Here is a 25,110-nt window from a genome sequence, read left to right on the forward strand (position 1 = left end):
CCTTAAGTCGCTCCTCAGGAGAGGGCCGCGCGGCCGATCGCGCCCGCCGCGGCCCGGGCCGCCGGCGAGGTCGCCAGATAGTCGACGGCCCTGCGCAACGACCCCTCCTGCGAGGGGTGGTACGACCGGCGGAAGTAGCGGGGAACGGCCGAGCCCAGCTCCCGCCACGAGGGCAGCAGGCCCTTGGCGACGGCGCGGTGGTGCTCGCGCGCCGAATAGCGCGTGCGGCCCGCCAGCCGGGGGTCGTGCCGGATCAGATAGGCCGTGCCCCACAGCCACAGGTAGAGCAGCACGGGAGCCGTGACGGCCATGCCCAGCAGGCGGCGGGCGTAGCGCGCGGGGTCCTCGCCGCCGCAGTGCTCGTACATGTCGAAGGCGACCGATCTGTGCTCGACCTCCTCCGCGCCGTGCCAGCGCAGCAGGTCCAGCATCACCGGGTCCGCGTCGGCCCGGTCGAGGCCCTCCGCCCGCAGCACCCAGTCGCCCAGCACGGCCGTGAACTGCTCGGTCGCGGCGATCACCGAGAGGCGGTAGCGCAGCCACTCCCGCTCGCCGACCGGCAGCCCGAACGGGGGTCTGTCGCCGAGCAGCACGTCGAGGAGGAAGTCCACGTGCCGGGTGTACGCGGCGGTGTCCAGGCCCTGCCGGGCGAGGTGGTCCAGTACGTAGGAGTGCTGGACGCTGTGCGTGCCCTCCTGGCCCATGAAGCCCTTGACGTCCCCCAGCAGCGCCTCGTCCCGCACCAGCGGCAGCGCCTCCTTGAAGACCTTGACGAACCACCGCTCGCCCGCCGGGAGCAGCAGATGCAGGACGTTGATGACGTGCGTGGCGGTGGGCTCGTCCGGTATCCAGTGCAGCGGCGTTTCGTGCCAGTCGAAGGACACGCGCCGCGGTGCTATGCGATGGACGTGGCTCGGGCTCTGGCTCATGCGGTGGCTCCTCGCTCGGTGGGGAACGGCCCCCGGCGGCCTACAGCTTGGGGTCGATGCGGGCGACCGCGCGTCCCAGCCGCGGGGTGAAACGGGAGATGAAGTGCAGGCCGTACGCCTCGGGCGTCACGGGCACCACGGCCCGGTCGCGGACCACGGCCCGCAGGATCGCCTCGGCGACCTTCTCCGGCGGGTAGTTGCGCCGCCCGTACAGCCGGCTGATCTTGTCCCGGCGGCGCTGCTGCTCCTTCTCGGAGACGCCGGCGAAGATCGTGGTGCCGGTGATCCCGGTGTTGACGATGCCGGGGCAGATCGCGCTGACCCCGATGCCCTTGCCCGCCAGCTCCGCGCGCAGGCACTCGCTCAGCATGAGCACCGCCGCCTTGGACGTGCTGTACGCGGTGAGGGACTTGGACGGCTGGAAGGCCGCCGCCGAGGCGGTGTTGACGATGTGACCGCCCTGGCCGCGCTCGGCCATCTGCCGGCCGAAGGCCCGGCAGCCGTGGACGACGCCCCCCAGGTTGATGTCGATGACCTTGCGCCAGTCCTCGGAGGTGGTGTCCAGGAAGCTGCCGCTCAGGCCGATGCCGGCGTTGTTGACCAGCACGTCCACCACGCCGTACTCGGCGGCGACCTTGGCGGCCAGCTTGTCCATCGCCCCCTCGTCCGAGACGTCGCAGCACTCGCCCCAGGCGGCCTGCGCCCCGCACAGCCGCGCCAGCTCGGCCGTACGGGCCGCCCCCTCCGCGTCCCGGTCGACCGCGACGACCCGCGCCCCGGCCTCGGCGAAGGCGAACGCCGTGGCCCGCCCGATGCCGCTGGCCGCCCCCGTCACCAGCACCAGGCGGCCGCCGAAGCGCTCCGCGTACGGGCCCGAGCCCACCGCCATCCGGGCGGGCGTGCCCTCCTGCCGCGCGGCCTCCTGCGCCGTGACGAACTCGGTGATCCAGGACGCCAGCTGGTCGGGGCGCGTCCGAGGCACCCAGTGCTTGGCGGCCAGGGTGCGCCGCAGCAGCTGCGGCACCCAGCGCTCCAGGTCGTCGTAGAGCCGCTCGGACAGGAAGGCGTCGCCGGCCGGGGTCACCAGCTGGACGGGCACGTGGGCGTACGCGTCGGTGCGGGGCCGGCGCAGCCTGGCCCGGACGTTGTCGCGGTACAGCCAGGCGCCGTGCGCGGCGTCGCCCGCCAGCGAGGCGGTGGGGTAGCCGCCGGAGGGCGGCCGCTCCGCCCGCTCCAGCATCTTCGGCCACCGCTTGCCCAGCGGTCCGCGCCACGCGGCCTCCGGGAGGGCGGGCATGTGCAGCGCGCCCACGTACCAGGATCTGGCGCCCTGCCCGAGGAGCTGGCCGACCCGGCGCGGGGTGGGCCGGGCCATCCGGTCCTTGATCCAGTGCCCGAAGTGGTCCAGGGACGGGCCCGAGATCGAGGTGAAGGACGCCACGCGGCCCTCGGTCCGTGCGACGGTGACGAACTCCCAGCCCTGCACCGATCCCCAGTCGTGCCCGACCAGATGCACCGGCGCGGCGGGGCTCACCGCGTCCGCGACCGCCAGGAAGTCGTCCGTGAGCTTCTCCAGCGTGAACCCGCCGCGCAGCGGCTCGGGGGCCGTGGAGCGGCCGTGGCCGCGCACGTCGTAGAGCACGACGTGGAAGCGGTCCCGCAGCCGCCGCGCGACCTCGGACCAGACCTCCTTGCTGTCGGGGTAGCCGTGCAGCAGCACCACCGTGGGGTGCGCCGCGTCGCCCAGCTCGGCGACGCACAGCTCGACCCCGCCGGTGCGCACCCGGCGCTCCCGCGCCCCCTCGATCCCCGTGCCGTCCCCGCTCATGCGGCCGCCCTCTCTTCCTGCCAGCGCCGCACGTGCGGCAGATCGTCGTCGAGCCAGAACGCGCTCTCCTGCGGATCCCCGGAGTCGGTGACCACCAGGAGCTCCTCGAACTTCACGCCGACGCCCCGGAAGCCCAGGTGCGGCTCGACCGCCCACAGCCCCGGCCGCGGCGGGTGGTCGGAGAAGCGGTACGGGCTCCACAGCGGTGACCATCCCTCGCGGTGACCGTGCAGGGCGTCCGACGCCAGCCCCTTCAGGGACTGCGTACCGAACCCGAACAGCTGGGGTGACCAGCGACGCTCCCGTACCCGCCCGACCTTGTGCGCTATCACCCCGAAGGGATAGGCGCGGTGCCGGTTGGCGTAGCCCTGGCGGGCCATGAGCCGGTCCACGCTTCCGTAGATCTCCCGCAGCGGCCGGCGCTCGCGCACCTCGCGCAGGATCAGTGCGCGATGGGCCTCGAGGTCGGCCATGAGTCGGTCGTGCAGCGGGTCGGGCCCCAGGCAGCCCGCGTAGCCGACGTCCGCGCTGAAGCCGCGGTGGATGGGGGCGAGGTCCAGGATGAACGGCATCCCCGGCTCCAGCGGCCGGTCGGTGGGGAAGAACTGCAGCGGCACCCGGAAGCCCGTGAAGGCCGTGCGGTCGCCGAACCACGCGAAGGGCAGATGGAACCAGTCCCGCACCCCGCGCTCGCGCAGCCACTCCCGCTGCATGCGCGCCGCCCCGCGCTCGGTCACGCCCGGCACGAGCTGCGCGGCGACCGCCTCCGCGCAGGCGTACGCAAGGCGCTGAACCGCCCGGAACCCGTCCAGATCCCCGTCCGACCGCCCTGCCATGCCGTCCTCCGACCAAGTCCGAAGCCGTGCCCGCAAGTTGACAGCAACGAATGTGACAATGTCCGGCGGCTGCGTCAAGGGCCCCGGCACGCCTGTGGAAAACCCCCGGCGCCCCGCCGGCCCCCGCCCCGGTCCACCTCCTGCCGGGGGCCCACCCCTACGGGGGCGTCAGACCCGAGGACTACGCACAACCAGCCATCTGGTCTGACGACTGCTGTGGCCCGCGCCACTACCGTCGAATGTGTGACTGTGATCGCTACCGAAAGCCTCAGCAAGCGGTTCCCCCGGGTGACCGCTCTTGACCGGCTCTCCGTCGACATCACGCCGGGAGTGACCGGTCTGGTGGGTGCGAACGGGGCCGGCAAGTCCACGCTGATCAAGATCCTGCTCGGGCTCTCCCCGGCCACCGAGGGCCGCGCCGAGGTGCTCGGCCTCGACGTCGCCACCCAGGGCGCCGAGATCCGGGAGCGGGTCGGCTATATGCCCGAGCACGACTGCCTGCCGCCGGACGTGTCGGCGACGGAGTTCGTCGTCCACATGGCGCGGATGTCCGGCCTGCCGCCCACGGCCGCCCGTGAGCGCACCGCCGACACGCTGCGGCACGTGGGCCTGTACGAGGAGCGCTACCGCCCCATGGGCGGCTACTCCACGGGCATGAAGCAGCGGGTCAAGCTCGCCCAGGCCCTCGTCCACGACCCCCGGCTGGTGCTGCTGGACGAGCCGACCAACGGCCTCGACCCGGTCGGCCGGGACGAGATGCTGGGCCTCATCCGGCGCGTCCACACCGACTTCGGCATCTCGGTCCTGGTCACCTCGCACCTGCTCGGCGAGCTGGAGCGCACGTGCGACCACGTCGTCGTCATCGACGGCGGCAAGCTGCTGCGGTCCTCCTCGACGGACGAGTTCACCCAGGCCACGGGCTCCCTCGCCGTGGAGGTCACCGACACCGACGCCCACCCCGACGGCACCGCCGCCCTGCTCGCGGCCCTGTCCGGGGCGGGGCTGACGACCCGGCCCGCGGGCCTGGCCGCCGACGGCTCGCCCTCGTCCGGCCACGTCCTGCTGGTCGACGTCCTCGACGAAGGGACCTACGACATCGTCCGCGACGCCGTCGCCGACCTCGGCCTCGGCCTGGTCCGCATGGAACAGCGCCGCCACCGCATCGCGGAGGTCTTCAAGGACGGCGACGGCGCCGGGAGCGCGGGCGGCACCGGCCGGCCCGCCTGGGGCGCCGACTGGAACCGGAAGTCCGGCGACGAGCGCGAGAAGCAGAACGGAGGCGCCGCAGATGCCGCCTGAGACCCACGCCGTGACGACCGCCGGGCGCCCCGCCGCCCAGGACGTCATCCACAACATCGGCTACCGCAACTACGACGGCCCCCGCCTCGGCCGCGGCTACGCCCGCCGCTCGCTCTTCTCCCAGAGCCTGCGCGGCGCCTACGGCCTGGGCCGCTCGGCGAAGTCCAAGGTGCTGCCGATGACGCTGTTCGCGGTCATGTGCCTGCCCGCCGCCATCGTCGTGGCGGTCGCCGTCACCACGAAGATGAACCGCCTGCCCATGGAGTACACGCGGTACGCGATCTACCTCCAGGCGGTCATCGGCCTCTACATCGCCGCCCAGGCCCCGCAGTCGGTCTCCCGCGACCTGCGGTTCAAGACCGTTCCGCTGTACTTCTCCCGCCCGATCGAACGCGCCGACTACGTCCTGGCCAAGTTCGCCGCCATGGCCTCGGCCCTGTTCGTCCTCACCGCGACGCCCCTGCTGATCCTCTACGCGGGCGCCCTGCTCGCCAAGCTGGACTTCGCCGATCAGACGAAGGGCTTCGCGCAAGGACTGGTCTCCGTGGCTCTGCTCTCGCTGCTCTTCGCCGGCATCGGCCTGGTGGTCGCCGCCCTCACCCCGCGCCGCGGCTTCGGCGTCGCCGCCGTCATCGCCGTGCTGACCATCTCCTACGGCGCGGTCAGCACCCTCCAGGGCATCGCGCTGGACAACGACAACACCGACGCCATCGGCTGGCTGGGCCTGTTCTCCCCGATCACCCTGATCGACGGCGTGCAGACGGCGTTCCTGTCCGCCGGCACCGCCTTCCCCGGCGGCCACGGCCCCGGCACGGGCGCGGGAGCGGTCTACCTCCTCGCCGTCCTCGCCCTGATCGCCGGCTCGTACGGGCTGCTGATGCGCCGCTACCGAAAGGCCGGGCTGTGACCGCCCTCCCGCCGCCCGACCACCACCCCTCAAGGAATGGGCTGCGCCCATGAGCACTGTTCGCATCGACAACGTCTCCCGCTGGTTCGGCAATGTGGTCGCCGTCAACGACGTCTCCATGACCGTGGGCCCCGGCGTCACCGGCCTCCTCGGCCCCAACGGCGCCGGCAAGTCCACCCTCATCAACATGATGGGCGGCTTCCTCGCCCCCTCCACCGGCGCGGTCACCCTCGACGGCGAGACGATCTGGCGCAACGAGCGGATCTACCGCCACATCGGCATCGTCCCCGAGCGCGAGGCGATGTACGACTTCCTCACCGGCCAGGAGTTCGTCCGGGCCAACGCCGAGCTGCACGGACTGGGCGCGGCGGAGGCGCAACGCGCCCTCGCCACCGTCGAGATGGAGTACGCGCAGGACCGCAAGATCGCCACGTACAGCAAGGGCATGCGCCAGCGCGTGAAGATGGCCTCCGCCCTCGTCCACGAGCCGTCGGTGCTGCTGCTCGACGAGCCGTTCAACGGCATGGACCCGCGCCAGCGCATGCAGCTGATGGACCTCCTGCGGACCATGGGCGCCGAGGGCCGCACGGTGCTGTTCTCCTCCCACATCCTGGAGGAGGTCGAACAGCTCGCCGCCCACATCGAGGTCGTCGTCGCCGGCCGGCACGCGGCCTCCGGCGACTTCCGCAAGATCCGCCGGCTGATGACGGACCGGCCGCACCGCTACCTGGTGCGCTCCAGCGACGACCGCGCCCTCGCGGCCGCGCTCATCGCCGACCCGTCGACCGCGGGCATCGAAGTCGACCTCGGCGAGAAGGCGTTGCGCATCCAGGCGGTCGACTTCGGCCGCTTCACCGAACTCCTGCCGCGCGTCGCCCGGGCGCACGGCATCCGGCTCCTGACGGTCTCGCCCTCCGACGAGTCCCTGGAATCGGTCTTCTCCTACCTCGTCGCAGCCTGAAAGGAGGCCACCCATGTCCCTCTACCACCCGACCGTCGCCCGGCTCACCTACCGGGGCCTCCTCGGCCGCCGCCGCGCCCTGATCCTCTTCGCGCTGCCGGCCCTGCTGCTCGTCATCTCGGCCGTCGTGCGCGCCCTGATCGGCGCGGACGACCAGACGGCCACCAACGTCCTGGGGGGCTTCGCGCTCGCCACGATGGTGCCGCTGATCGGCGTCATCGCCGGTACGGGCGCGATCGGCCCGGAGATCGACGACGGCTCGGTCGTCTACCTCCTGGCCAAGCCCGTCAAGCGCCCCACCATCATCTTCACCAAGCTCGTCGTGGCGATCGGCGTCACCGTCGTCTTCTCGGCGGTGCCCACCCTTATCGCCGGCTTCCTGCTGAACGGCAACAGCCAGCAGATCGCCGTGGCCTACGCCCTCGCCGCGGCGGTCGCCTCCGTCGCCTACAGCGCGATCTTCCTCTTCCTGGGCACGGTCACCCGGCACGCGGTCGTCGCGGGCCTGATCTACGCCCTCGTCTGGGAGGCGCTGTTCGGCAGCCTCATCCCCGGCGCGCGCACGCTCAGCGTCCGGCAGTGGGCGCTGGCCCTCGCCCAGAAGGTCGGCGGCGAGGGTGCCATCACGGCGGAGGTGAGCCTCCCGCTGGCGCTGGCGCTGCTGACCGGTGCCACGGTGGCCGCCACGTACTACGCGGGGCGCAAGCTCCGCTCCCTGACGCTCGCCGGAGAGGAGTAGACGCCCCGGCGGGCGTGGGACGGACGGGGAGGCGGCTCAGCGCAGCAGCACGCGCGCGATCGCGATGTGCCTGCGCTGCAGGGCGCGCTCCCCGTCCTCGATGTCCCACAGGGAGTCCTGCAGCACCCGCGCCAGCGTCCAGCACGCCGCCCGCCGCCGGTCCAGGCCCAGGACGTCCGTCATCAGGTCGAACCGGCGGCGTACGGCCCGCTCCACGTCGCCCGTGGCGACCACCTCGTCCCAGCGGTCGCCGATCGCGGGCATCAGGTCGAAGCCGGGGTCGCCGACCAGCGGCTTGGGGTCGATGGCGAGCCAGGGCTCGCGGCCCGAACCCGGCAGCGGGGCCAGCACGTTCTCGTAGTGCAGGTCCCAGTGCAGCAGCCGGTCGCCCGCTTCGCCGACGACGTCGGCGACGGCTGCCGCGCACGAGGCCAGCAGCTGTCGCTCGGCGGCGTCCGCCAGGGCCGGGAGCGCGCCCGGCACGTCGTCGAGCATCCGGCCCGCGACGTCCCCGAGATGGCGCAGTCCGGCCGGAGGGGGCGTCTCCTGCAGGCGCCCCAGCAACGTGGCGAGCGTCAGCAGCGCGGCCTCGGCATCCGGTACGTCCATGAGCGAACGGCCGCCGTCCAGCCGCTCCAGCAGCAGCGTGCCGGACGCGTCGTCCCGGTCGAGGAGGCGGACCGCCCCGTCGCCGCCCCACGCGTGCAAGGCGTGCGGCTCGCCGACGCTCTCCTCGGTGACCGGCTGCAGCTTCAGCGCCGCCGGTGAGCCGTCCTCGCGCAGCACGGGCAGGACGAGCGCCACCGCGCCGTGCGCGCCGGGCCCGTCGGGGCGCAGGTTCCAGCGGTCGAGAAAGCGCGCCGCCAGCTCCGGCAGCGCGGCGATCCACTCAGGGCCGCCCTCGCCCTCGGACATGTCGTCGTGGTTGTCGACCAGGCCGGCCGGGACCGTGATCCGGGGGGCTGTGTGCATGGCGGCGGGCTCCTCCTGTGACGGGGGTGACGTCCTCATGGAGCCCAACGCCTCAGATCTTCCGATCGCGCCCGGCGCCCAGTCCCAGAAAGAGCAGCGCCGCACAGGCGACGAGCAGCAGGGCTATGGGCAGCGTCCAGCCGTCCGTCGCCTGGTGCACGGCGCCGATCGCGAACGGGCCGACGGAGGCCAGCAGATAGCCCCAGGTCTGCGCCATGCCCGACAGCCGTGCCGCTGTGTGGGCGTCGCGCGTGCGCAGCACCATCAGCGTCAGCGCGAGGCCGAGGAGACCGCCCTGGGCCACGCCCATGAGCGTTGCCCAGACCCAGGCGCCGGCCACGGGAGCGGTCAGCAGGCCGGTGACGCCGGCCGCCATGAGGGCGACGACGGCGACCGCCAGCTTCCGCTGGTCGCGCATCCGCCCGGAGAGCAGCGGGACGACGAACGAACCGGCCATCTGCACGAGCGTGTAGAAGGCGTAGATGATGCCGGCCTGGCCCTTGCTCATGCCGTGGTCGGTGAAGATCGTCGGCATCCAGGCGATGCACACGTAGGCGATCAGCGACTGGGTGCCCATCATCAGCGTGACCTGCCAGGCCAGCGGAGACCGCGTCAGGCTCGGCTCGCCGGCGCCGCTCTTCCGAGTGGCCGTGGCGGCCGTGGCCGCCTTGCCGGCCGTGTCGGCGGTCCGGGCTCCCCGGCGGCCGAGAACGGCCTGCGGGAGCCAGACGAGGGCCGCGACGGCCGCGAGCAGCGCCCAGGAGGCGAGGGAGCCCTGCCAGCCGCCGAGGGCGTTTTCCAGCGGTACGGACGAGGCGGCCGCGCCGGTGGCGCCGAGGATCAGCGTGGTGGAGTAGAGCGCCGTCATGCTCGCGGCCCGGTCCGGGAAGTCCCGCTTGACCAGGCCGGGCATCAGCACGTTGAGCAGGGCTATCGCGGTGCCGACGAGCGCGCAGCCGACGAAGAGGGCCACGACCGGGGGCGCGACGCGCAGCAGGATGCCGGCGGCCAGCAGGACGAGCGCGCCGCACAGCACGGCCTCGGTGCCCCAGCGCCGGGCGAGCCGGGGCGCGACGATCGAGCCCAGGCCCATGAAGACCAGCGGAATCGTGGTCACCAGGCTGCTCGCGGCCGCCGCGAGGTGGAAGTGGTCGCCGATCTCGCCCATCAGGGGCGAGACGCCGGCGAGCGCGGCCCGCATGTTGAGCGAGGCGAGGACGATGCCGAGCATCACGAGCGCGGGGTGGGCACGGGCGACGCGCGGTCCGGCGGAACGCGCCGCCGGCGCGGGCGTGGGCGGCAGGGCCTCTTCCGCGTCGATCAGTGGTGTCTGCGGCCTCGATTCCGACATGGGGGTGCCTCTCCAGGGGTGGTGCCGGGTGGTGCGGGGGTGAAGGTGTGCCGGCCGGTGTCCGCGAGCGCCGTGGGGCGCCCGCGGGGCCGTGCCGTCAGCGCTCGGTGAGCAGCGACTCGACCGCCTGCTTGGGCCGCTCCAGCAGCGCCCGGGCGGCCCGCCCGGCCGCTTCCGGGTCGCCGGAGGCGATGGCCTCCATGAGGGCGTGGTGGTCGCCGTGGATGATGCGCGGCATGTCGTGGTCGCCCAGCGCGGTGACCAGCGCCTCGCGGACCGAGCCGGCGAACCAGGCGTAGGTCGCGGTCAGCGCGGTGTTGTGCGCGGCCTCCACGACGGCCCGGTGGAACTCGACGTCGTGGTCGGCGTACAGCTCGAGGTTTCCGGAGTCGGGCTGGCCCTCGGCGTCCTCGAACGCCGTCTGCGCGTCCAGCGCGGCGCGCATCCGCTCCAGGTCGGCGGGCTCGTGCCGCAGCGCCGCCAGCCGGGCGGCCTCGGCCTCCAGGGCGATGCGCAGCTCCAGGACGTCGCGTACTCCGGCGCGCTGCAGGCCGCGCATGATCTCGCCCGGGTCGGCCGTGGAGACCACGAAGGTGCCCTCGCCCTGCCGGGAGCGCAGCATGCCGGCGTGGACGAGCACGCGAACGGCCTCGCGGACGGTGTTGCGGCCCACCTGCAGCTGCTCGGCGAGGGCGTGCTCGGTCGGGATGCGCTCGCCGACCGCCCATTCGCCGGCGGTGACCTGGGTGCGCAGCTGTTCCACGACGGTGTCCACGAGGGACTGGCGTCCCGCCGCTCGCAGTGCCATTTCTCCTCCGGACGGTGAGGCCGATTCAACCGGTTGCCCAGTCATCCTACAACTGCGGCATCCGGCGTCCCGGGCTACCGTCGAAGGGTGACAGTCGACGGGATCCGCGCCTGGGTCCGATCCTCGCCCGGCACTCACATCTGGCTGCTGATCATCGGGATCACCAGCCTCGTCATCGCGTCGGCGAGCGAAGGACTGGAGAGCTTCCTCCTCCACCGCAGCAGCAGCAACATCCACGAGCTCAACAGGCACCCGCTGCAGTCGCTGCTCGTCAGCGGCTTCTGGATCGCGGACCCGTCCTCGTTCCTGCTCTACGCCGCCCTCTTCGAGCTGATCCACGCCAACGTGGAGCGCTGGCTCGGCACCCTGCGCTGGCTGGTGACGGTCGCCGTCGCGCACATCGCGGCGACGCTGATCAGCCAGGAGGTCCTGCTGATGGCGATCGAGAGCCACTCGGCGCCCCGCTCGATGAAGCACGTCGTCGACATAGGGGTCTCCTACGGGCTCGCCGGGGCGTCCGGCGTCCTGACCTACCGCGTGCCCCGGCCCTGGCGCTGGCCCTATCTGGTGGGGGCCGTGCTCTTCTTCGCCGTGCCGCTGACGACGGGCGGCACGTTCACCGACATCGGGCACGCGATCGCGCTGGCGCTGGGGCTCGCGTGCTGGCCGCTGACGCGCGGACTGCCGACGTGGGCCCCGGAGGAGGCCCGGATCCCGGTGCCGGTGACCGTCCCCGAGGCCGTCGGGCAGCGCCTCAGCGGTAGAGACGCTCCAGGACGACGGCGATGCCGTCCTCGTCGTGAGAACTCGTCACCTCGTCCGCCACGGCCTTGAGCTCGTCGTGCGCGTTGGCCATGGCCACGCCGTGCGCCGCCCAGCCGAACATCGGCACGTCGTTGGGCATGTCGCCGAAGGCGATCGTCTCGGCCGCCTTGATCCCCAGGCGGCGGGCCGCCAGCGACAGGCCCGTGGCCTTGCTCAGGCCCAGCGGCAGCAGCTCGACTATGCCGGAACCCGCCATCGTCACGCCCACCAGGCCGCCGGCGACCGTGCGCGCGACCTCCGCCAGGGCGTCGTCGTCGAGCTCCGGGTGCTGGAGGTAGAGCTTGTTCAGGGGCGCCGACCAGATCTCGCCCGGGTCCGTGATCGGCACCGCCGGCAGCGGCCCTTCCTGGACGCGGTAGCCGGGGCCGATCAGGACGTCGCCGTCCATGCCGTCACGGCTGGCGGCGAGGAACAGCGGGCCGACCTCGGCCTCGATCTTGGCGAGGGCGAGCCCGGCGAGCTGCCGGTCGAGCGTCACGGACGTCAGCAGTCTGTGCTCGCCCGCGTGGTAAACCTGCGCGCCCTGCCCGCAGACCGCCAGTCCCTGATAGTCCAGCGATTCCAGGATGTGCCGGGTCCAGGCGACGGTCCGCCCGGTGACGACGATGTGCGCGGCACCCGCCGCCGTGGCCAGCTTCAGGGCGGCGCGGGTGCGCTCCGAGACGGTGTCGTCGGAGCGCAGCAGCGTGCCGTCGAGATCGGTCGCGACGAGCCGGTAGGGCAGCGGGGAGCTGGGACTCACTTGGCGAGGGGCTCCAGCAGCTCACGGCCGCCCAGGTACGGGCGGAGCACCTCGGGCACCCGCACCGTGCCGTCGGCCTGCTGGTGGTTCTCCAGCAGCGCCACGATCGTGCGCGGCACCGCGCACAGCGTGCCGTTGAGGGTCGCCAGCGGCTTGACGTTCTTGCCCTCGCGCATGCGGACGGACAGGCGGCGGGCCTGGAACTCGTTGCAGTTGGAGGTGGAGGTGAGCTCGCGGTACTTGCCCTGGGTGGGGATCCACGCCTCGCAGTCGAACTTGCGGGAGGCGGAGGAGCCCAGGTCGCCCGTGGCGGTGTCGATGACCTGGAAGGGCAGCTCGAGGCTGGTCAGCCACTGCTTCTCCCACTCCAGCAGGCGCGCGTGCTCCGCGTCGGCGTCCTCCGGCGCGATGTAGGAGAACATCTCCACCTTGTCGAACTGGTGGACGCGGAAGATGCCGCGGGTGTCCTTGCCGTACGTACCGGCCTCGCGGCGGAAGCACGGGGAGAAGCCCGCATAGCGCAGCGGCAGCTGGTCCGCCTCGATGATCTCGTCCATGTGGTACGCGGCGAGCGGGACCTCGGACGTGCCGACGAGGTAGAGGTCGTCGTTGTCGAGGTGGTAGACGTCCTGCGCGGCCTGGCCGAGGAAGCCGGTGCCCTCCATGGCGCGCGGCTTGACCAGCGCGGGGGTGAGCATCGGGGTGAAGCCGGCGGCGGTGGCCTGGGCGATGGCGGCGTTGACGAGGGCGAGCTCCAGCAGCGCGCCGATACCCGTCAGGTAGTAGAAGCGCGAGCCGGAGACCTTGGCGCCGCGCTCGACGTCGATCGCGCCGAGGGTCTGGCCGAGCTCGAGGTGGTCCTTGGGCTCGAAGCCCTCCGCGGCGAAGTCGCGCGGGGTGCCCACGGTCTCCAGGACGACGAAGTCGTCCTCGCCGCCGCGCGGCACGTCGGGGTGGACGAGGTTGCCGATCCGCAACAGCAGGCGCTGGGCCTCCTCGGCGGCCTCGTCCTGCTCGGCGTCGGCGGCCTTGACGGCGGCGGACAGCTCGCCGGCCTTCTTCAGCAGCGCGGCCTTCTCGTCGCCGGTGGCCTTGGGGATGAGCTTGCCGAGCGTCTTCTGCTCGGAGCGGAGCTCGTCGAAGCGGACGCTGGACGACCTGCGCCGCTCATCGGCGGAGAGCAGTGCGTCGACGACGTCGACGTCCTCTCCACGGGCGCGCTGGGACGCGCGCACACGGTCGGGGTCCTCACGGAGCAGGCGAAGGTCAATCACCCCTCCAGGCTACCGTCGTGCACTGCCGTTGCTCGACGCGATATTCCTTTACGTGGCGATTTGCCCCGCTCTGGGGCTGCCGAAAAGGCGGCGCGACGTCAGGGCCGGCGCGTACCGGAATTTCCGGAAAACCAGAACAAGGGGGACACGGGAGGCGGAAAGAGCCCGTGTTCGTCGGCGATCATCCTTGTGGAGGGCGGGAGTTGAAGGCGCTCGTTGTCCACAGGAATCAATCGTTCCGGTTCTTTGTCCACAGGGTGTGCGCGAAATCTGTGGATGCCGGAATCCCGGCTTCCGCCTCTTCTGTCATTCGTCAGAGTTTCTCCCGGCAAACATCGCCCGGACACTCTTTGGGGTGGGATTCACTCCCCCTAATGGGTTGTTCGAGGCTTTTCGGTAGACGGGCAGGGCAGGGGACCGCAGGCGCGGGCCTGTGGACGGTTTCCGGGGCGGGCGGGAGCGATATGTCGACCTTGACCGTTTCGCCGTACTTCTCGACAGCTCAATGTGTCGACTTATCCCCAGGTCGAGAGCTGCCTGTGGATAACTCTGTGGGTAAGTTCACGCGGCCCGTTTCCCGGGTCCGCCTCCACAGGCCTCCACAGGCCTCCGCACGGGCCCCTCGCCAGGGGCGTTCCTCAGGCCCGGCCGTCCTGGCAGCGCGCCAGCCAGTCCGCCGCCGCCACGAAGTCGCCGTCCGACGTCCCCGGCCGCACCACGCCCGGGACACCCGACCGGTCGTCCGGGTCAACACCCGCACGCGGATACGAACCCAGGAACCGCACCTTCGCGCAGGTCCGCTTGAGCCCCATCAGCGCCTCGCCCACCCGGCGGTCGGTGATGTGCCCCTCGCAGTCGACGGAGAAGCAGTAGCGCCCCATGCCCTCGCCCGTCGGCCGCGACTCGATCCTCATGAGGTTGACGCCCCGGATCGCGAACTCCTGCAAGTACTCCAGCAGGGCGCCCGGGTGGTCGTCGCGCTGCCACATCACCAGGGACGTCCGGTCCGCGCCCGTACGGGCCGCCGGCCGCGCCGGCCGGCCGGCCAGGACGAAGCGGGTCTGCGCGTTCTGCGCGTCGTGGATGTCGGTGACCAGCGGCTGCAGTCCGTACGTCGCCGCCGCGAACTCGCCCGCGAACGCGGCGTCGTAGCGGCCCTCGCGCACCAGTCGCGCACCGTCGGCGTTCGACGCCGACGACTCCCACACCGCGTCCGGCAGGTTCGCCGCGAGCCAGTTGCGCACCTGCGGCTGGGCGACCGGGTGCCCGGTCACCGTCTTGACGTCCTCCATCCGCGTGCCCGGCCGCACGAGCAGCGCGAAGGCGATCGGCAGCAGCACCTCGCGGTAGATCATCAACGGCTCGCCGGTGGCCAGTTCGTCGAGCGTCGCCGTGACGCCGCCCTCCACGGAGTTCTCGATCGGCACGAGCGCCGCGGCGGCTTCCCCGCCGCGCACGGCGTCGAGGGCGGCCGGTACGGAGACCATGGGAACGAGCTCGCGGGTGGCCGCCTCCGGGAGCGTCCGCAGGGCGGCCTCGGTGAACGTGCCCTCGGGGCCGAGGTAGGTGTAGCGGCTGGCCGACGACATCACGCGCGTTCCTCCGGATCGATCACCATGGGCTTCGCCACCCTACCCATGGTGATGCGCAGGTGTTCGCGGATGCGTTCCCCGGCGACGGGTCGCTGGAGGGCCTACCCCTCCAGCAACTTCTGCCCCACGTACTCGCCTTCCGCGCATCCGCCCGGTACCGCGAACAGGCCGCTGGCCTCGTGGCGCAGGAAGCGGGACAGGCCGTCGCCGCGGTCGAGCTTGCGCTGGACCGGGACGAAGCCGTTCATCGGGTCGGCCTGCCAGGCGATGAACAGCAGGCCCGCGTCCGGGGCGCCGTCGTCGCGGAAGCCGTCGTGGTAGGAGAAGGCGCGCCGCAGCATCGCCGCCCCGCGGTTGCTCGCGGGCGAGGCGACGCGCACGTGCGCGTCGCCCGCGATCGCCAGGGCGCCGTCGGGGCCGATCTTCTCGAGGTCCGCCCGGGTCTTCTCCGTACCGCCGGACAGCGGTGAGCCGTCCGACTTCCGGCGCCCGATGACCTTCTCCTGCTGGGCGACCGTCAGGTTGTCCCAGCTGTCGAGCAGCATCCGGATGCGCCGGAAGACGACGTACGAGCCGCCCGCCATCCACGCGTCGGCGCCGGTGCGGTCGTCGGGGACGAAGATGCGCTGGTTGAAGTTTCCGTCCGACGGCTTGGGGTTGTTCGTGCCGTCGATCTGGCCCATCAGATTGCGGCCGGTCATCGGCTGGTCCGTGGCGCCCGGCGTGCGGTTGAAGCCGTTCATCTGCCAGCGCAGCCGGGCCGTTCCCGCCGCCTGCTTCTGCAGCAGCCGCAGCGCGTTGAAGGCGACGAGCGCGTCGTCGGCGCCGATCTGCACCCACAGGTCGCCCTCGCTGCGCTTGGCGTCGAGCGCGTCGGCGCTGAAGGCGGGCAGCGGCTCGAGCGCGGCGGGCCGCTTGGCCACGAGCCCGGTCCGGTCGAAGAAGGTGCGGCCGAAGCCGAAGGTGACCGTCAGGGACGACGGCCCCGCGTCCAGCGCGATGCCCAGGTCGCCGCCCTGGGGCGTGGCGCCCGCCGCCATGGCCGCCGCCGTCTCCGACCAGCGGCGCATCAGGGCCGCCGCTGCCTTCCGGTCGGCGCCGGGCGCGAGGTCGAAGGCGACGAGATGGCCGTGCGCCTGCGAGGGCTGGATGATGCCCGCCTGATGGGCCCCGTGGAACGGCACGACGGCCGCGCCGACGGAGGAGAGGGGCTCGGGTTTGCCGCCCACGGCCGAGGCGCCGGCCGCGCCGGCGACGCCGCCCACGACGAGCGCGGCCGCGCCGGCGGCACCGGCGGTGCCCAGCAGCCGTCGTCTGGAGACGGTGGTGACGCCCTCGGGGGCGGAAGCGGTGCCGGCCTTCTCGGCGGGCTCGGTGTCAGTCTTGTCAGCCATCAATTGATCTTCACGTTTTCGATCTCGGTGACCTGGTCGATGTCCGAGGTCCGTACGGTCAGGGACAGCTGCCAGTCGCCTGCCATGGGCACCTGGAAACCGGTGGCCTGCCAATGGCCGGCGGACTGACGCTCCAGCGCGGCCCGCAGAGGACCGATCTGTTTGTTCTTCTCGGTCAAGGACAGTGTCAGCTCAGGTACGTCCACAGGGCGGCCGGAGGGGTCCGAGAGAGTGACGGAGAGGGTGTTGGCGCCCGTACGCGCCGGGTCGACGGTGACGCGGGCCGTGCCGCGCCCGTTCGTGCCGCCCGTGTCGTAGGCGATCCGCACCTCGGCCGGTCCGGCGGCCGGTGCGGCCGGGGCCCCGGCGCGCTTCTGCCCGGCCTCCGCGCGGCCGGGCTGGGTGCCGGTGAGCAGGGTGGTGACGGCCAGCAGGACGACGGCGATCGCCGCCTCGGCGAGGACGGAGCGCCGCAGTCCGCCGCGGTTGCCGTCCGCGTCGCGCTCCCGCCTGCCGGCGGCCTTGTCCAGCGCCGCCTGCTGGCGCGCGAGCTGGGCCGCCCGCACGGGATCCTTCGGGGCGGGCCTGCCGACGGGGCCCTTGGCCTTCTTCGCGGTCGCCGCCCCGCGGTCGGCCGTGCCCGGCGGCCGCCCGGTGGCGGCGGACCCGGCGATCCGGGCCGTCCACCGGCGCGAGAAGAAGGCGGCGCCCAGCATGGCGGCCACCAGGGCCACCTTGAGCAGCAGCCAGCGCCCGTACTCCGTGCCCGTCAGCGTGCTCCACGAGAGGCCGACCTGACGCCAGGACTGGTAGAGGCCGGTGACCACCAGCACGCACACCGACGCGAACGCCGTGCGCGAGAAGCGCTCCACCGCCGTCCGCGGCACGGTCCCGCCCGCGAAGAGCGAGGCCAGCAGCGCGGCCAGGCCGCCCAGCCAGAGGGCCGCGGCCAGCAGGTGGGCCACGTCGAGGGGCATGGCGAGCCAGGGCTGGATCCCGGCCGAGGCGTGCTCGGCCATCGCCCAGGTCGCGGCCAGCCCGGCCGCGACGACGAAGCCGCCGATCCCGAGCCCGTACGCGAGGTTGCGGCGCTCGCCCGGGGACGCATCGTGGTCCTCCCGGGCGTACGAACCGAACAGCACCGCCAGGAAGACGGCCGCCGCGCTCAGCAGGAGCAGCCGGGACAGCAGCGCCGCGCCCGGCTTGGTGGCCAGCGCGTCGCCGAGCAGCGTCAGGTCGGGCACGGCGCCCAGCCCCTTGCCGCTCGTATAGGCGCCCCGCAGCAGCAACAGCGCCACCGTCGAGACGAACAGCGCGACCCAGCCGGCCACCGCGACCCGCTGCACGGGCCGCGACGAGCGGCACACGCCCGCGAAGGCGCAGCCGCCCACGAGCAGGATGAAGCCCCCGTACGCCGCGTAGCGGCCGATGCCGTAGAAGGTGCCGACGGCCGGGTCGATCGCGGTGGCCGCCGACCGCACGGTCACCGTCGTCTTCGACGGCGCGCCGATCGAGAAGGTGAAGGCCCCGGCCACCGGGTGGCTGTCCGCCGAGACCGCCTGCCAGGCCACCGTGTAGGTGCCGTCGGCGATCCCGCCGCGCAGCGCGACCGCCGCCGTCTGCGACTTGCCGTCGACGTGCTCCGGCCTGCCCTCGTCGACGCGCTCGCCGCGCGGGTCCAGGACCCGCACCGAGTCGGCGCTGAGCAGCACCCCTTCGGAGAAGGTCAGCCGGACCTGCCGGGGCGCGGCGGGCACCACCGACCCGTCGGCGGGGTCGGTGGAGGTGAGCGCCGCGTGGGCCGACGCGGTGCCCGCGCCGAGGGTCAGCGAGCACAGCAGTGCGGCGAGCAGCGTGCCCAGCAGCGCCGCCAGTCGCCCGGCGGTCCGGGGCGGCCCGGTGAACGGGGTCTTCATCGCACGTCAGTCCTTGGGACGGTAGGTCGCGCTCTCGACGGGCACCTTGATCTTGATGGGTGCCGAGGTGGCGAAGTGCAGCGTGAACTCGACCTTCTCGCCGGTCTTCGGCTTGTGGCCGAGCTTGCCCAGCATCAGGTGGGTGCCGCCGCGCGTGAGCGCCAGCTTGCCCTTGGCGGGCACCTCCAGCTGCGGCGCGTGCTTCATCTGCGAGCCCTCGGTGGTGTGCAGGGTGACGTCCGGCGAGAGCGGGCTGGTGACCTTGGTCAGCCGGTCGGGCTCGCCGCCGTCGTTGGTGACGGTGAAGTAGGCGGCGGCCATGTCGGTCATCGCCGGCTGCGGCAGGTAGGCGCCGCTGACGGACAGCGCGGGCTTGCCGGGGGAGAGGGCGTTCTTCTCCGACTGGCAGCCGGTGGTCAGCAGCAGGCCGCCGGCGACGACGAGCGGCAGGACGGCGGCGGTGGCGACGGTGGTCTTCTTCATCTTCCTGGCGTTCATCTTCTGGGCGCGCATCACGGGTTCTCCCCCTTGACGATCTTCGGGAGATCCTTGGCGTACTGCTCGGACGTGGTGGACGTGGTGTAGATCCAGTGGCCGGCGTCGTCCTTCGGCGAGAAGCCGACGACCTCCGCGCCGTGGCTGACGGTGACGGAGCCGTCCTTCTCCTTCTTCGGCGGCTCGACGAGGATGCCGAGCGGCTTGGCGGCCGCCTGGATCGTGGCGAAGTCACCGGTCAGACCGACTATGTCCTGGCCGCCCTGGGCGTCCAGCCACTCGCGCATCCGCTTGGGGGTGTCGCGCTCGGGGTCGGTCGTGACGAAGACGACCTGGAGCTTGTCCTGCTCGGCCTTGGGCAGCTTCTTCTCGGCGGCCGCGACGTCGGAGACGACCGTCGAGCAGACGTCGGGGCAGTAGGTGTAGCCGAAGTAGAGCAGGACCGGCCGGCCCTTGGTCTCCTTGACCAGTTCGTAGGTCTTCTCGGAGGTGTCCTTCAGGACCAGGTCGGGCTTGGCCTTGGGGGAGTCCAGGACGATCGCCCCGGCCTTCGTGGGCTCGGCCGAGACGTCGGCCGCGGGCTTGTCGCCCGAGTCGCCCGAGCCGTCGCAGGCGGTCAGGGCGAGCGCGGAGGCCATGGCCAGGGCCGCGCCCAGGATCTTGGTGCGCATGGAGTGCTTCTTCTCCAGTGAGTGGGGTCGTTGCTGCCGGGCCGGCGGGCGTGCGGACGCCCGCCGGCCCGGCCTTACGGGCCTGCCGGAGCGGTACGGCCTCAGGCCGCGGAGCGGCGGCGGCCGACGACCACGCCGAACGCCGCACCGGCCACGCCGAGGACGATGCCGACGACGCCGAGGACGCGCGCGGTGGTGTCGGAGCCCGTGGACTCCGTCTTCTCGGCGGCCGCCTCGGCCTTGGCGTCCTTGCCGTCCGTCTTGCCGTCCGTCTTGCCGGCCGGAGCGGCCGGGCCGGTGGAGCCCTTGGCGACGAGCTTGAGGACCGGGGCCGGGTGCTCGGCCTCGTGACCGCCCGGCGTGGAGGCGTCGATCCAGCGGACGACGTCGTCGTCGGAGTAGGTCTGCAGGGCCTTGAAGACCAGCTCGTCGGCGTCGGTGGGCAGCTTGCCGACCGACAGCGGGAACTGCTGGAACTGCCCCGGCTCGATCTTGCCGCCGGTCCAGGTGACCTTGCTGACGGCCTCGTTGATCTCCTTGCCGTGCATCTGCACCGGCTTGTCGAGCTTGGTCTTCTCGACCTTGACCTCCCAGCCCGGCACCGCCTGCGGCATCACGGAGACCAGCGGGTGCTTGGGGTCGAGGCTGAGCTCGAGCTTCACGGTCGAGGCGTTGTCCTTCTCGTTCGGCACCTTGATGTTGATGGTGCTGTAGCCGCCCTTCTCGGCGGTGCCGGGCTGCACGCTCACGTGCGCGAAGGCGGGGCCGGCGAGCAGCAGCAGGCTGCCGGCGGCGATGCCGCCGACAAGAGAGGTGCGAACGGCACGAAGACGCGATGCGGTCATGGGAAAACGCTCCACAGGCAGGAGGGAAGGAAGGGGATGGCGCGCGTGCGGCGGCAGCGCGACCGTCCTCCCGCCGTAAGCCGTGAAGCAGTGGGGAGTACGTCGCGTGTCAGGCCGCGAGGGCGAAGCGCGGCGGACCCCGCCTGATCACCAGATGCCGCAGCTCCGGCTCCCGTGCCGGGCGCTCGTCCTGCCCGTACGCCGGGTGCGCGGCCGCGACGGGCGGCTGAACCGCCGGTACGCCGACGAGCACCAGCACGGCCCGCAGCGCACGGACCAGCGCGGCCTCCGCGGCTCCGCGGGCCGACCGCGCCGACAGCCGCACCGCACGCCACAGCGCGGCCTCGCCGCGCCGCAGCAGCCAGCCCAGGACCAGCGCGGCCAGCAGGTGGCCGAGCACCATGGGCAGCGAGGGCAGCAGCGTGTGCGCCAGCGAAGCCCGCACGGGGGCCGGGGCGCCCGCGGGCATGCCCATGGCCGCGGGGTGGACCGCCGGGTCGAAGCCGGCGTCGAGGACGATCCGGCGCGCCTGACCGACGGACATCGGGGCCTGGTTGCAGGTGAGCTGGGCGGCGAAGCGGATCAATCCGCCCTCGTGCGCGGTCTGTCGGCCGGCCGCTCCGGCGCCCGTGAGGTGCTGCCCGAGCCCGAAGAGCGTGTGCAGCGCGAGCTGTCCGACGGCCAGGAAGAGCGCGATCCCCGGCAGCGAGCGTTCCCGCCCGGCCAGCAGCACGGCCACCCCGAAGACGGCCGCGAACCCGGCCGCCAGCGTCCACGGCGGAACGCTCGCGCAGGACGCCAGCACGTGCCCGCCCGCGGACAGCAGGACACAGACCGCGGTGAACACCGCGGCCCGTATCAGTCGCAGATCGGCGCCGGCGCGCGCGACGGGGTGAGGCATGGCTGCGCCATCATCCCACCGGCCTTACCGATTCCCTACGGCAGGGGTGCGGCCCGCCGTGAATCGGTAAGCCCGACTTGTCACCTTGTCCCATACACGTCCTCACCCACAGGGCGCGTCGGCCGAATGAGCGGACTCACACGACCCGCAGGCTTACGGGGCGCCTACGGCGGCTATACGTATCGGTATGTCGAGCCGCAGCCAGGAGGCTGAGCATGAGCATTTGGTGGTCACTCCACTTGCGGCGCGAGGCCGCGAGCGTTCCGCTCGCCCGGCGGCTTCTGATCGGCGCCATGGAGACGGCCGGCGTCGATCCCGAGACCTCCTACGACCTGGCGGTCGCGCTCAGCGAGGCGTGCGCGAACGCGGTCGAGCACGGCGGTGACGCCTCCACCGGCTACCGCGTCACCGCGCTCATCGACGGGGACACCTGTCGCATCGAGGTCACCGATTCCGGACCCGGATTCGCCGAACGGCCCCGGCGGGCCCGCCGCTACCCGGCCCGCACGCTGCACCCCAGGACCCCGGCCCCCGTCCATGACGAACACGGCCGGGGTCTCTTCTTGATCGAGTCCCTCACCGACCACGTCCGCGTCCGCAACCGCCCGGGCCGCCAGGGCGCCGTGGTCAGCTTCGACAAGATCCTCAAGTGGAGAGAGGGCGGCCCGCCCGCGGCGGCGCTGCTCCGGGCGTCGTGAGTCGGTCCGGCTCATGCCCCACGCTGTGAGCTCGGTCTTGGAAAGCGCATGAATCGGCGGGCGGTCTTTCTGTGCCGGTTTCTGCGGTCGATCCGCACGTTCTCTCCGGCCTTCTCGGTCAGCTGCTTGTGCAGCTCCTTCTTGCGGGCCTCGAGCTTCTTGAGGAAGGCCGACCGTTTGCCGGTGCCCTTGCCGCAGGCAACGTCCACGAAGGCCGCCCGGTATCTGTCCATTCTCAGCGGCAAGGTATCCAGGGCGAGGGCCATCTCGACGTTCTCGTCCACGGAGGACCGACGGGCGACGTCACGGAGAATGCGCTCGGCGAGGTCAGGGCCACCCAGCAGTTCGTCGAGTGTGCAGAGCAGGGGTAGGAACTGCGGTGTCCGGGGGACGACGAGAAAGGCGTGGATGTCATCGCGCATGTACGCAGAGTCGAGGGCCAGGCCGAGAGCGGCGATGTCGGGTACGTTGCGTGTGCGGGCGTAACTCCGCAAAGCGTCGTGCGAGACGTGGCGGGACCCGCATGCACGCAAGGACGAAACGAGTAACGACGCGTGCCCTGTCGAGCGGTCGATGCTTCTCCAGAACAGCTTGTCCGCGTACGCTGACAGCCCACACTGGTCGAGCATGGTGATGAGCACCGCTACATCAGTGTGCGGACTGACATCCCCGGCAACGCCGAGAACGACATCCGCGCTGCTCTGTGAACCAGCATTCAGCGCCTTGATCAAGGCGCTGAAGTTCTCCATCGGCAGGAAGTGTGCTGCGTCGGAGAGAGCGGTAACGGCGAAGTGCCAGTCGCCAGCCGCGTGGAGGTCGCCTATCAGCCCCGCGATCCTGTCTACCGGCCATTCGCGGACGACCTGTGACAGCAGAGCTGCGGCGAGGTTCTGAAGGTTCTCGACGTGCAGGGCTGTGATCAGCTTGGCCACGTGCCTGGTTGTCCGGTTCTCCGTACTCAGCCACAGTACGCAATCGGCGTTGTCCGGCCGACCACTGCGGCGCAGTGCGTCGACGAGGTCGATGACGTCCTTGGCGGACCGATGCGCCGCAGCACCGGACTGGAGCCGCTCGGCAAGGTGGCCGAAGCCCCAGGACTCGAGTTCGTGGATCAGATCGGCGAGCTCCCATACGGAGCGCTCGCGGGCACAGACGGGAAGGGCTTGCTCGGTGAGACCGAGCAGGCCCAGATAGTCCAGTTCCCGGAGCATGTCCATGACGTAGCTGAGGGGCTTGAAGGTTATCGCGGGACCGAGGACGGCAGTGATGAGGTCGTCCTGATCATGTGGGTGAAGGACCGAGGCGATGACGGCGATTTCCTTCGGCGGGTGGATCTCCAGCGCCGTCTGGATCACTGCGGCCGCGGCGGGAATCAGTTCGACCCGGGCGAACTCGGCGATTAACAACGCCGTGTCGTATACGGACCGAAAGGCCACCATGGCGGGTAATGCCGCTTCGGCATGTCGGTGCTGACGGGCGGCGTAGAGGGCTTCGATGAGTGCTGCCGCCTCTGTCACGGGGCGTACCTGGGCAGCGGCCTTCACTAACTCAGTCGCCATGGGGATCCGGACCGGTGTGTTCAGGCGTCCAACCAGCTCGATCAGCTGTGGCACCGAAGCCATACGGTCCGCCGACTCGAGAGCATCCACCAGAGAGTCCCGGGTGATTGACGCGTCGAGCTGCTCTTCCACGGAGTCGAGCTCGGCCTCTAGCTCCTCGCAGCGTTTCTCTGCCGTATGTGCCGCCAGCTTTGCGGTGCTGAGAGCCTCGCGCAGCTCGCCGACCTGGTGTCGAAGTTGGTCCCGCTGCTCCTGCAGGTCCTCGTACTTGTCCTGCCATACGGCCAGGGTCGACTCGTAGACGAGGCGCCCTTCTTCCCGCTCACGCTCCAGTTGGTCCAGCCGCTCTTGCAGACCAGTCAATTGGCGTTGCCGGTCCTGTAGGGCATCCGCCAGCACCGTCTGGCGATGTTCCGCGCTGCGGACGTCCTGGTTGGCCCTCGCCAGCTGATCCTGCAGCTTCTGAAGCGTGTGGGCGCGAGAACCAGGGGACGACGCCCTTCGCCATAGCTCCTGGAGCAGTTGCTCGACCTCCACGGTGACCGGCTTCTCCTGCCTGTTCCGGTCCTCTATGAGGCCTTCGATGAAGTCCCATGACGGCACACGCGTGCCGTTGAGATAACGGGAGACCGTACCGGCGTCGAGATGTCGCTGAGATGCGTAACGTCGGACGCTGATGCCCAGACCAGTGAACAGTTCCCGCAGATTCTCCGCCAGCGCTCGTTTTTCGGCGGACAGTCCGTCCCCAAGCGGAGCCAGCACCCCAGCTGTGCCGTCCTTCACCACACTCGCTCCTCGCAAGTCCCAGCGCAGTACCGCCTTCGGCCCGCTCGACCCACTATGGCCGCTGATGACCGTCTGCGATGCCCATGCAGGTGTTGCCGTGAAAAATGGCGACGCAGGCGGCTCTCCCCCGCCTGTTGCAGCCGGCGATGCCCTTTGCCGCTAGAGGTGGAAGCGCTGTGCCATCTTCCGCAACACGTGGGGCCTGCCCGACGGTGAACGGGCCTCTTCCCTGAGGCACGTTCATCGCTGTGAGGAGACACCATCAACAACGCAGACGAAACGAAGAATGTGCTGGAGCAGACGGCACCTGCCCGTCGGCCGAAGTGGCGACGGCGCTGCCGCCAGGTAGGCCGACGAGTCGGGTACGGCGCTGCCGGAGCTTTGGGCTCGCTCCTTGTCACCCTGGTCGCCGACTGGGCCCTGCATCGCTGAGACGCGCCCGAATGGGCGATCCGTCGATCGTCCTCACTCGGCCACTGGGGGAGCACCGCCGAGAACTGCCGTGCCGTCGATCAGCTGATCTCCAGAGGCACCTGGTGCACCTCGTCGACCGGGTGCCCGGCCCGCTCGTGGATGCGCTTGACCGCATCCGCCGAGGGCGCCTCGGAGAGGCAGTAGACGGTCCCCGACTTCGGGTCCGCCCACGCGCGCTCGAAGTGCACGCCTTCCTCGCGCTCTATCGCCAGGTCGGCGCGGTGCGCGCTGGTCAGCTGGTCCTTGGTGATGCCCTGCATGCCGTGATGGACGTCCATGAACTTCGTCATGGCCCGGCACCTCCCTCG

Annotated in this window: 23 protein-coding genes; 6 read left to right on the top strand and 17 right to left on the bottom strand. The window is 71.7% G+C overall.

Features of this window, described 5'->3' with window-relative positions:
- Positions 1 to 14: 14 nt before the first annotated feature.
- The 3 genes from AB0G59_RS13750 to AB0G59_RS13760 are packed head-to-tail and all read right to left on the bottom strand — an operon-like array spanning position 15 to position 3,593.
- Positions 15 to 929: a metal-dependent hydrolase gene (locus AB0G59_RS13750; RefSeq protein WP_360911171.1), complete on the bottom strand. Its 915-nt coding sequence runs from the start codon at positions 927 to 929 to the stop codon at positions 15 to 17.
- Positions 930 to 969: 40 nt separating this feature from the next.
- Positions 970 to 2,757, bottom strand: a complete 1,788-nt coding sequence (locus AB0G59_RS13755) for an SDR family oxidoreductase (RefSeq protein WP_360911173.1) — start codon at positions 2,755 to 2,757, stop codon at positions 970 to 972.
- Positions 2,754 to 3,593 carry a M24 family metallopeptidase gene (locus tag AB0G59_RS13760; protein WP_360911175.1) on the bottom strand — a complete coding sequence of 280 codons (840 nt, stop codon included), beginning with the start codon at positions 3,591 to 3,593 and terminating at the stop codon, positions 2,754 to 2,756. Before AB0G59_RS13760 ends, AB0G59_RS13755 begins: the two co-directional genes overlap by 4 nt.
- A gap of 249 nt (positions 3,594 to 3,842) precedes the next feature.
- Here AB0G59_RS13760 and AB0G59_RS13765 point away from each other — a divergent pair, with 249 nt between their 5' ends.
- Genes AB0G59_RS13765 through AB0G59_RS13780 form a run of 4 tightly spaced genes read left to right on the top strand, consistent with a single transcriptional unit; the run spans position 3,843 to position 7,499 of the window.
- A complete protein-coding gene (locus AB0G59_RS13765; RefSeq protein WP_071966068.1) occupies positions 3,843 to 4,892 on the top strand; it encodes an ABC transporter ATP-binding protein in 1,050 nt (349 codons plus the stop codon).
- Positions 4,882 to 5,799: an ABC transporter permease subunit gene (locus AB0G59_RS13770; RefSeq protein WP_360911177.1), complete on the top strand. Its 918-nt coding sequence runs from the start codon at positions 4,882 to 4,884 to the stop codon at positions 5,797 to 5,799. The genes AB0G59_RS13765 and AB0G59_RS13770 overlap by 11 nt, the downstream gene beginning before the upstream one ends.
- A 49-nt stretch (positions 5,800 to 5,848) precedes the next feature.
- Positions 5,849 to 6,760: an ABC transporter ATP-binding protein gene (locus AB0G59_RS13775; RefSeq protein WP_360911179.1), complete on the top strand. Its 912-nt coding sequence runs from the start codon at positions 5,849 to 5,851 to the stop codon at positions 6,758 to 6,760.
- Positions 6,761 to 6,773: 13 nt separating this feature from the next.
- A complete protein-coding gene (locus AB0G59_RS13780; RefSeq protein ID WP_360911181.1) occupies positions 6,774 to 7,499 on the top strand; it encodes an ABC transporter permease subunit in 726 nt (241 codons plus the stop codon).
- Positions 7,500 to 7,535: 36 nt separating this feature from the next.
- Here the strand turns inward: AB0G59_RS13780 and AB0G59_RS13785 are convergent, their stop codons facing one another.
- The 3 genes from AB0G59_RS13785 to AB0G59_RS13795 all read right to left on the bottom strand — a co-directional run bounded on the left by AB0G59_RS13785 (position 7,536) and on the right by AB0G59_RS13795 (position 10,630).
- A complete protein-coding gene (locus AB0G59_RS13785; protein WP_360911183.1) occupies positions 7,536 to 8,471 on the bottom strand; it encodes an aminoglycoside phosphotransferase family protein in 936 nt (311 codons plus the stop codon).
- Between the two features lie 52 nt (positions 8,472 to 8,523).
- Positions 8,524 to 9,822, bottom strand: coding sequence for an MFS transporter (locus AB0G59_RS13790; RefSeq protein WP_360911185.1), 1,299 nt, complete (start codon positions 9,820 to 9,822; stop codon positions 8,524 to 8,526).
- A gap of 97 nt (positions 9,823 to 9,919) precedes the next feature.
- Positions 9,920 to 10,630 carry an FCD domain-containing protein gene (locus AB0G59_RS13795; RefSeq protein ID WP_360911187.1) on the bottom strand — a complete coding sequence of 237 codons (711 nt, stop codon included), beginning with the start codon at positions 10,628 to 10,630 and terminating at the stop codon, positions 9,920 to 9,922.
- An 87-nt stretch (positions 10,631 to 10,717) separates the two neighbouring features.
- On the opposite strand from AB0G59_RS13795, the gene AB0G59_RS13800 reads away from it, so the two are divergent.
- Complete coding sequence (locus tag AB0G59_RS13800) at positions 10,718 to 11,464, top strand: rhomboid-like protein (RefSeq protein ID WP_360911188.1); 747 nt, start codon at positions 10,718 to 10,720, stop codon at positions 11,462 to 11,464.
- Here AB0G59_RS13800 and AB0G59_RS13805 read toward each other — a convergent pair.
- The 9 genes from AB0G59_RS13805 to AB0G59_RS13845 all read right to left on the bottom strand — a co-directional run bounded on the left by AB0G59_RS13805 (position 11,385) and on the right by AB0G59_RS13845 (position 21,285).
- Positions 11,385 to 12,197: an HAD family hydrolase gene (locus tag AB0G59_RS13805; RefSeq protein ID WP_360911190.1), complete on the bottom strand. Its 813-nt coding sequence runs from the start codon at positions 12,195 to 12,197 to the stop codon at positions 11,385 to 11,387. The genes AB0G59_RS13800 and AB0G59_RS13805 overlap by 80 nt on opposite strands.
- Positions 12,194 to 13,471 (bottom strand): serine--tRNA ligase, encoded by a 1,278-nt coding sequence (gene serS, locus AB0G59_RS13810; protein ID WP_360911192.1) that lies wholly within the window; start codon positions 13,469 to 13,471, stop codon positions 12,194 to 12,196. Before serS ends, AB0G59_RS13805 begins: the two co-directional genes overlap by 4 nt.
- 638 nt (positions 13,472 to 14,109) lie before the next feature.
- Positions 14,110 to 15,060, bottom strand: coding sequence for a prephenate dehydratase (pheA, locus tag AB0G59_RS13815; RefSeq protein WP_360911194.1), 951 nt, complete (start codon positions 15,058 to 15,060; stop codon positions 14,110 to 14,112).
- Positions 15,061 to 15,164: 104 nt separating this feature from the next.
- The gene (gene efeB, locus AB0G59_RS13820; RefSeq protein WP_360911196.1) at positions 15,165 to 16,457 is read right to left on the bottom strand and encodes an iron uptake transporter deferrochelatase/peroxidase subunit; all 1,293 of its coding nucleotides are present in this window, start codon (positions 16,455 to 16,457) and stop codon (positions 15,165 to 15,167) included.
- Positions 16,457 to 18,373 carry a FixH family protein gene (locus tag AB0G59_RS13825; protein WP_360911198.1) on the bottom strand — a complete coding sequence of 639 codons (1,917 nt, stop codon included), beginning with the start codon at positions 18,371 to 18,373 and terminating at the stop codon, positions 16,457 to 16,459. The genes efeB and AB0G59_RS13825 overlap by 1 nt, the downstream gene beginning before the upstream one ends.
- Before the next feature lie 6 nt (positions 18,374 to 18,379).
- Positions 18,380 to 18,886 (bottom strand): copper chaperone PCu(A)C, encoded by a 507-nt coding sequence (locus AB0G59_RS13830; RefSeq protein WP_360911200.1) that lies wholly within the window; start codon positions 18,884 to 18,886, stop codon positions 18,380 to 18,382.
- On the bottom strand, positions 18,886 to 19,539 hold the full coding sequence (locus AB0G59_RS13835) for an SCO family protein (RefSeq protein ID WP_071966055.1): 654 nt from the start codon (positions 19,537 to 19,539) through the stop codon (positions 18,886 to 18,888). The genes AB0G59_RS13830 and AB0G59_RS13835 overlap by 1 nt, the downstream gene beginning before the upstream one ends.
- 101 nt (positions 19,540 to 19,640) lie before the next feature.
- Complete coding sequence (locus AB0G59_RS13840; RefSeq protein ID WP_360911202.1) at positions 19,641 to 20,384, bottom strand: YcnI family protein; 744 nt, start codon at positions 20,382 to 20,384, stop codon at positions 19,641 to 19,643.
- Between the two features lie 109 nt (positions 20,385 to 20,493).
- Positions 20,494 to 21,285 (bottom strand): hypothetical protein, encoded by a 792-nt coding sequence (locus AB0G59_RS13845; RefSeq protein ID WP_360911204.1) that lies wholly within the window; start codon positions 21,283 to 21,285, stop codon positions 20,494 to 20,496.
- A gap of 215 nt (positions 21,286 to 21,500) precedes the next feature.
- Between AB0G59_RS13845 and AB0G59_RS13850 the strand changes: the two genes are divergently transcribed.
- Positions 21,501 to 21,983: an ATP-binding protein gene (locus AB0G59_RS13850; RefSeq protein ID WP_071966052.1), complete on the top strand. Its 483-nt coding sequence runs from the start codon at positions 21,501 to 21,503 to the stop codon at positions 21,981 to 21,983.
- Positions 21,984 to 21,994: 11 nt separating this feature from the next.
- Here AB0G59_RS13850 and AB0G59_RS13855 read toward each other — a convergent pair whose 3' ends face one another.
- Together AB0G59_RS13855 and AB0G59_RS13860 are read right to left on the bottom strand one after the other, a co-directional pair.
- Positions 21,995 to 24,328 carry a hypothetical protein gene (locus AB0G59_RS13855; protein WP_360911206.1) on the bottom strand — a complete coding sequence of 778 codons (2,334 nt, stop codon included), beginning with the start codon at positions 24,326 to 24,328 and terminating at the stop codon, positions 21,995 to 21,997.
- A 512-nt stretch (positions 24,329 to 24,840) separates the two neighbouring features.
- Complete coding sequence (locus AB0G59_RS13860) at positions 24,841 to 25,092, bottom strand: SCO4226 family nickel-binding protein (RefSeq protein WP_360911208.1); 252 nt, start codon at positions 25,090 to 25,092, stop codon at positions 24,841 to 24,843.
- Between the last annotated feature and the right edge of the window lie 18 nt (positions 25,093 to 25,110).

The organism is Streptomyces sp. NPDC021096 (genome assembly GCF_040641275.1).
Classification (GTDB): Bacteria; Actinomycetota; Actinomycetes; order Streptomycetales; family Streptomycetaceae; genus Streptomyces.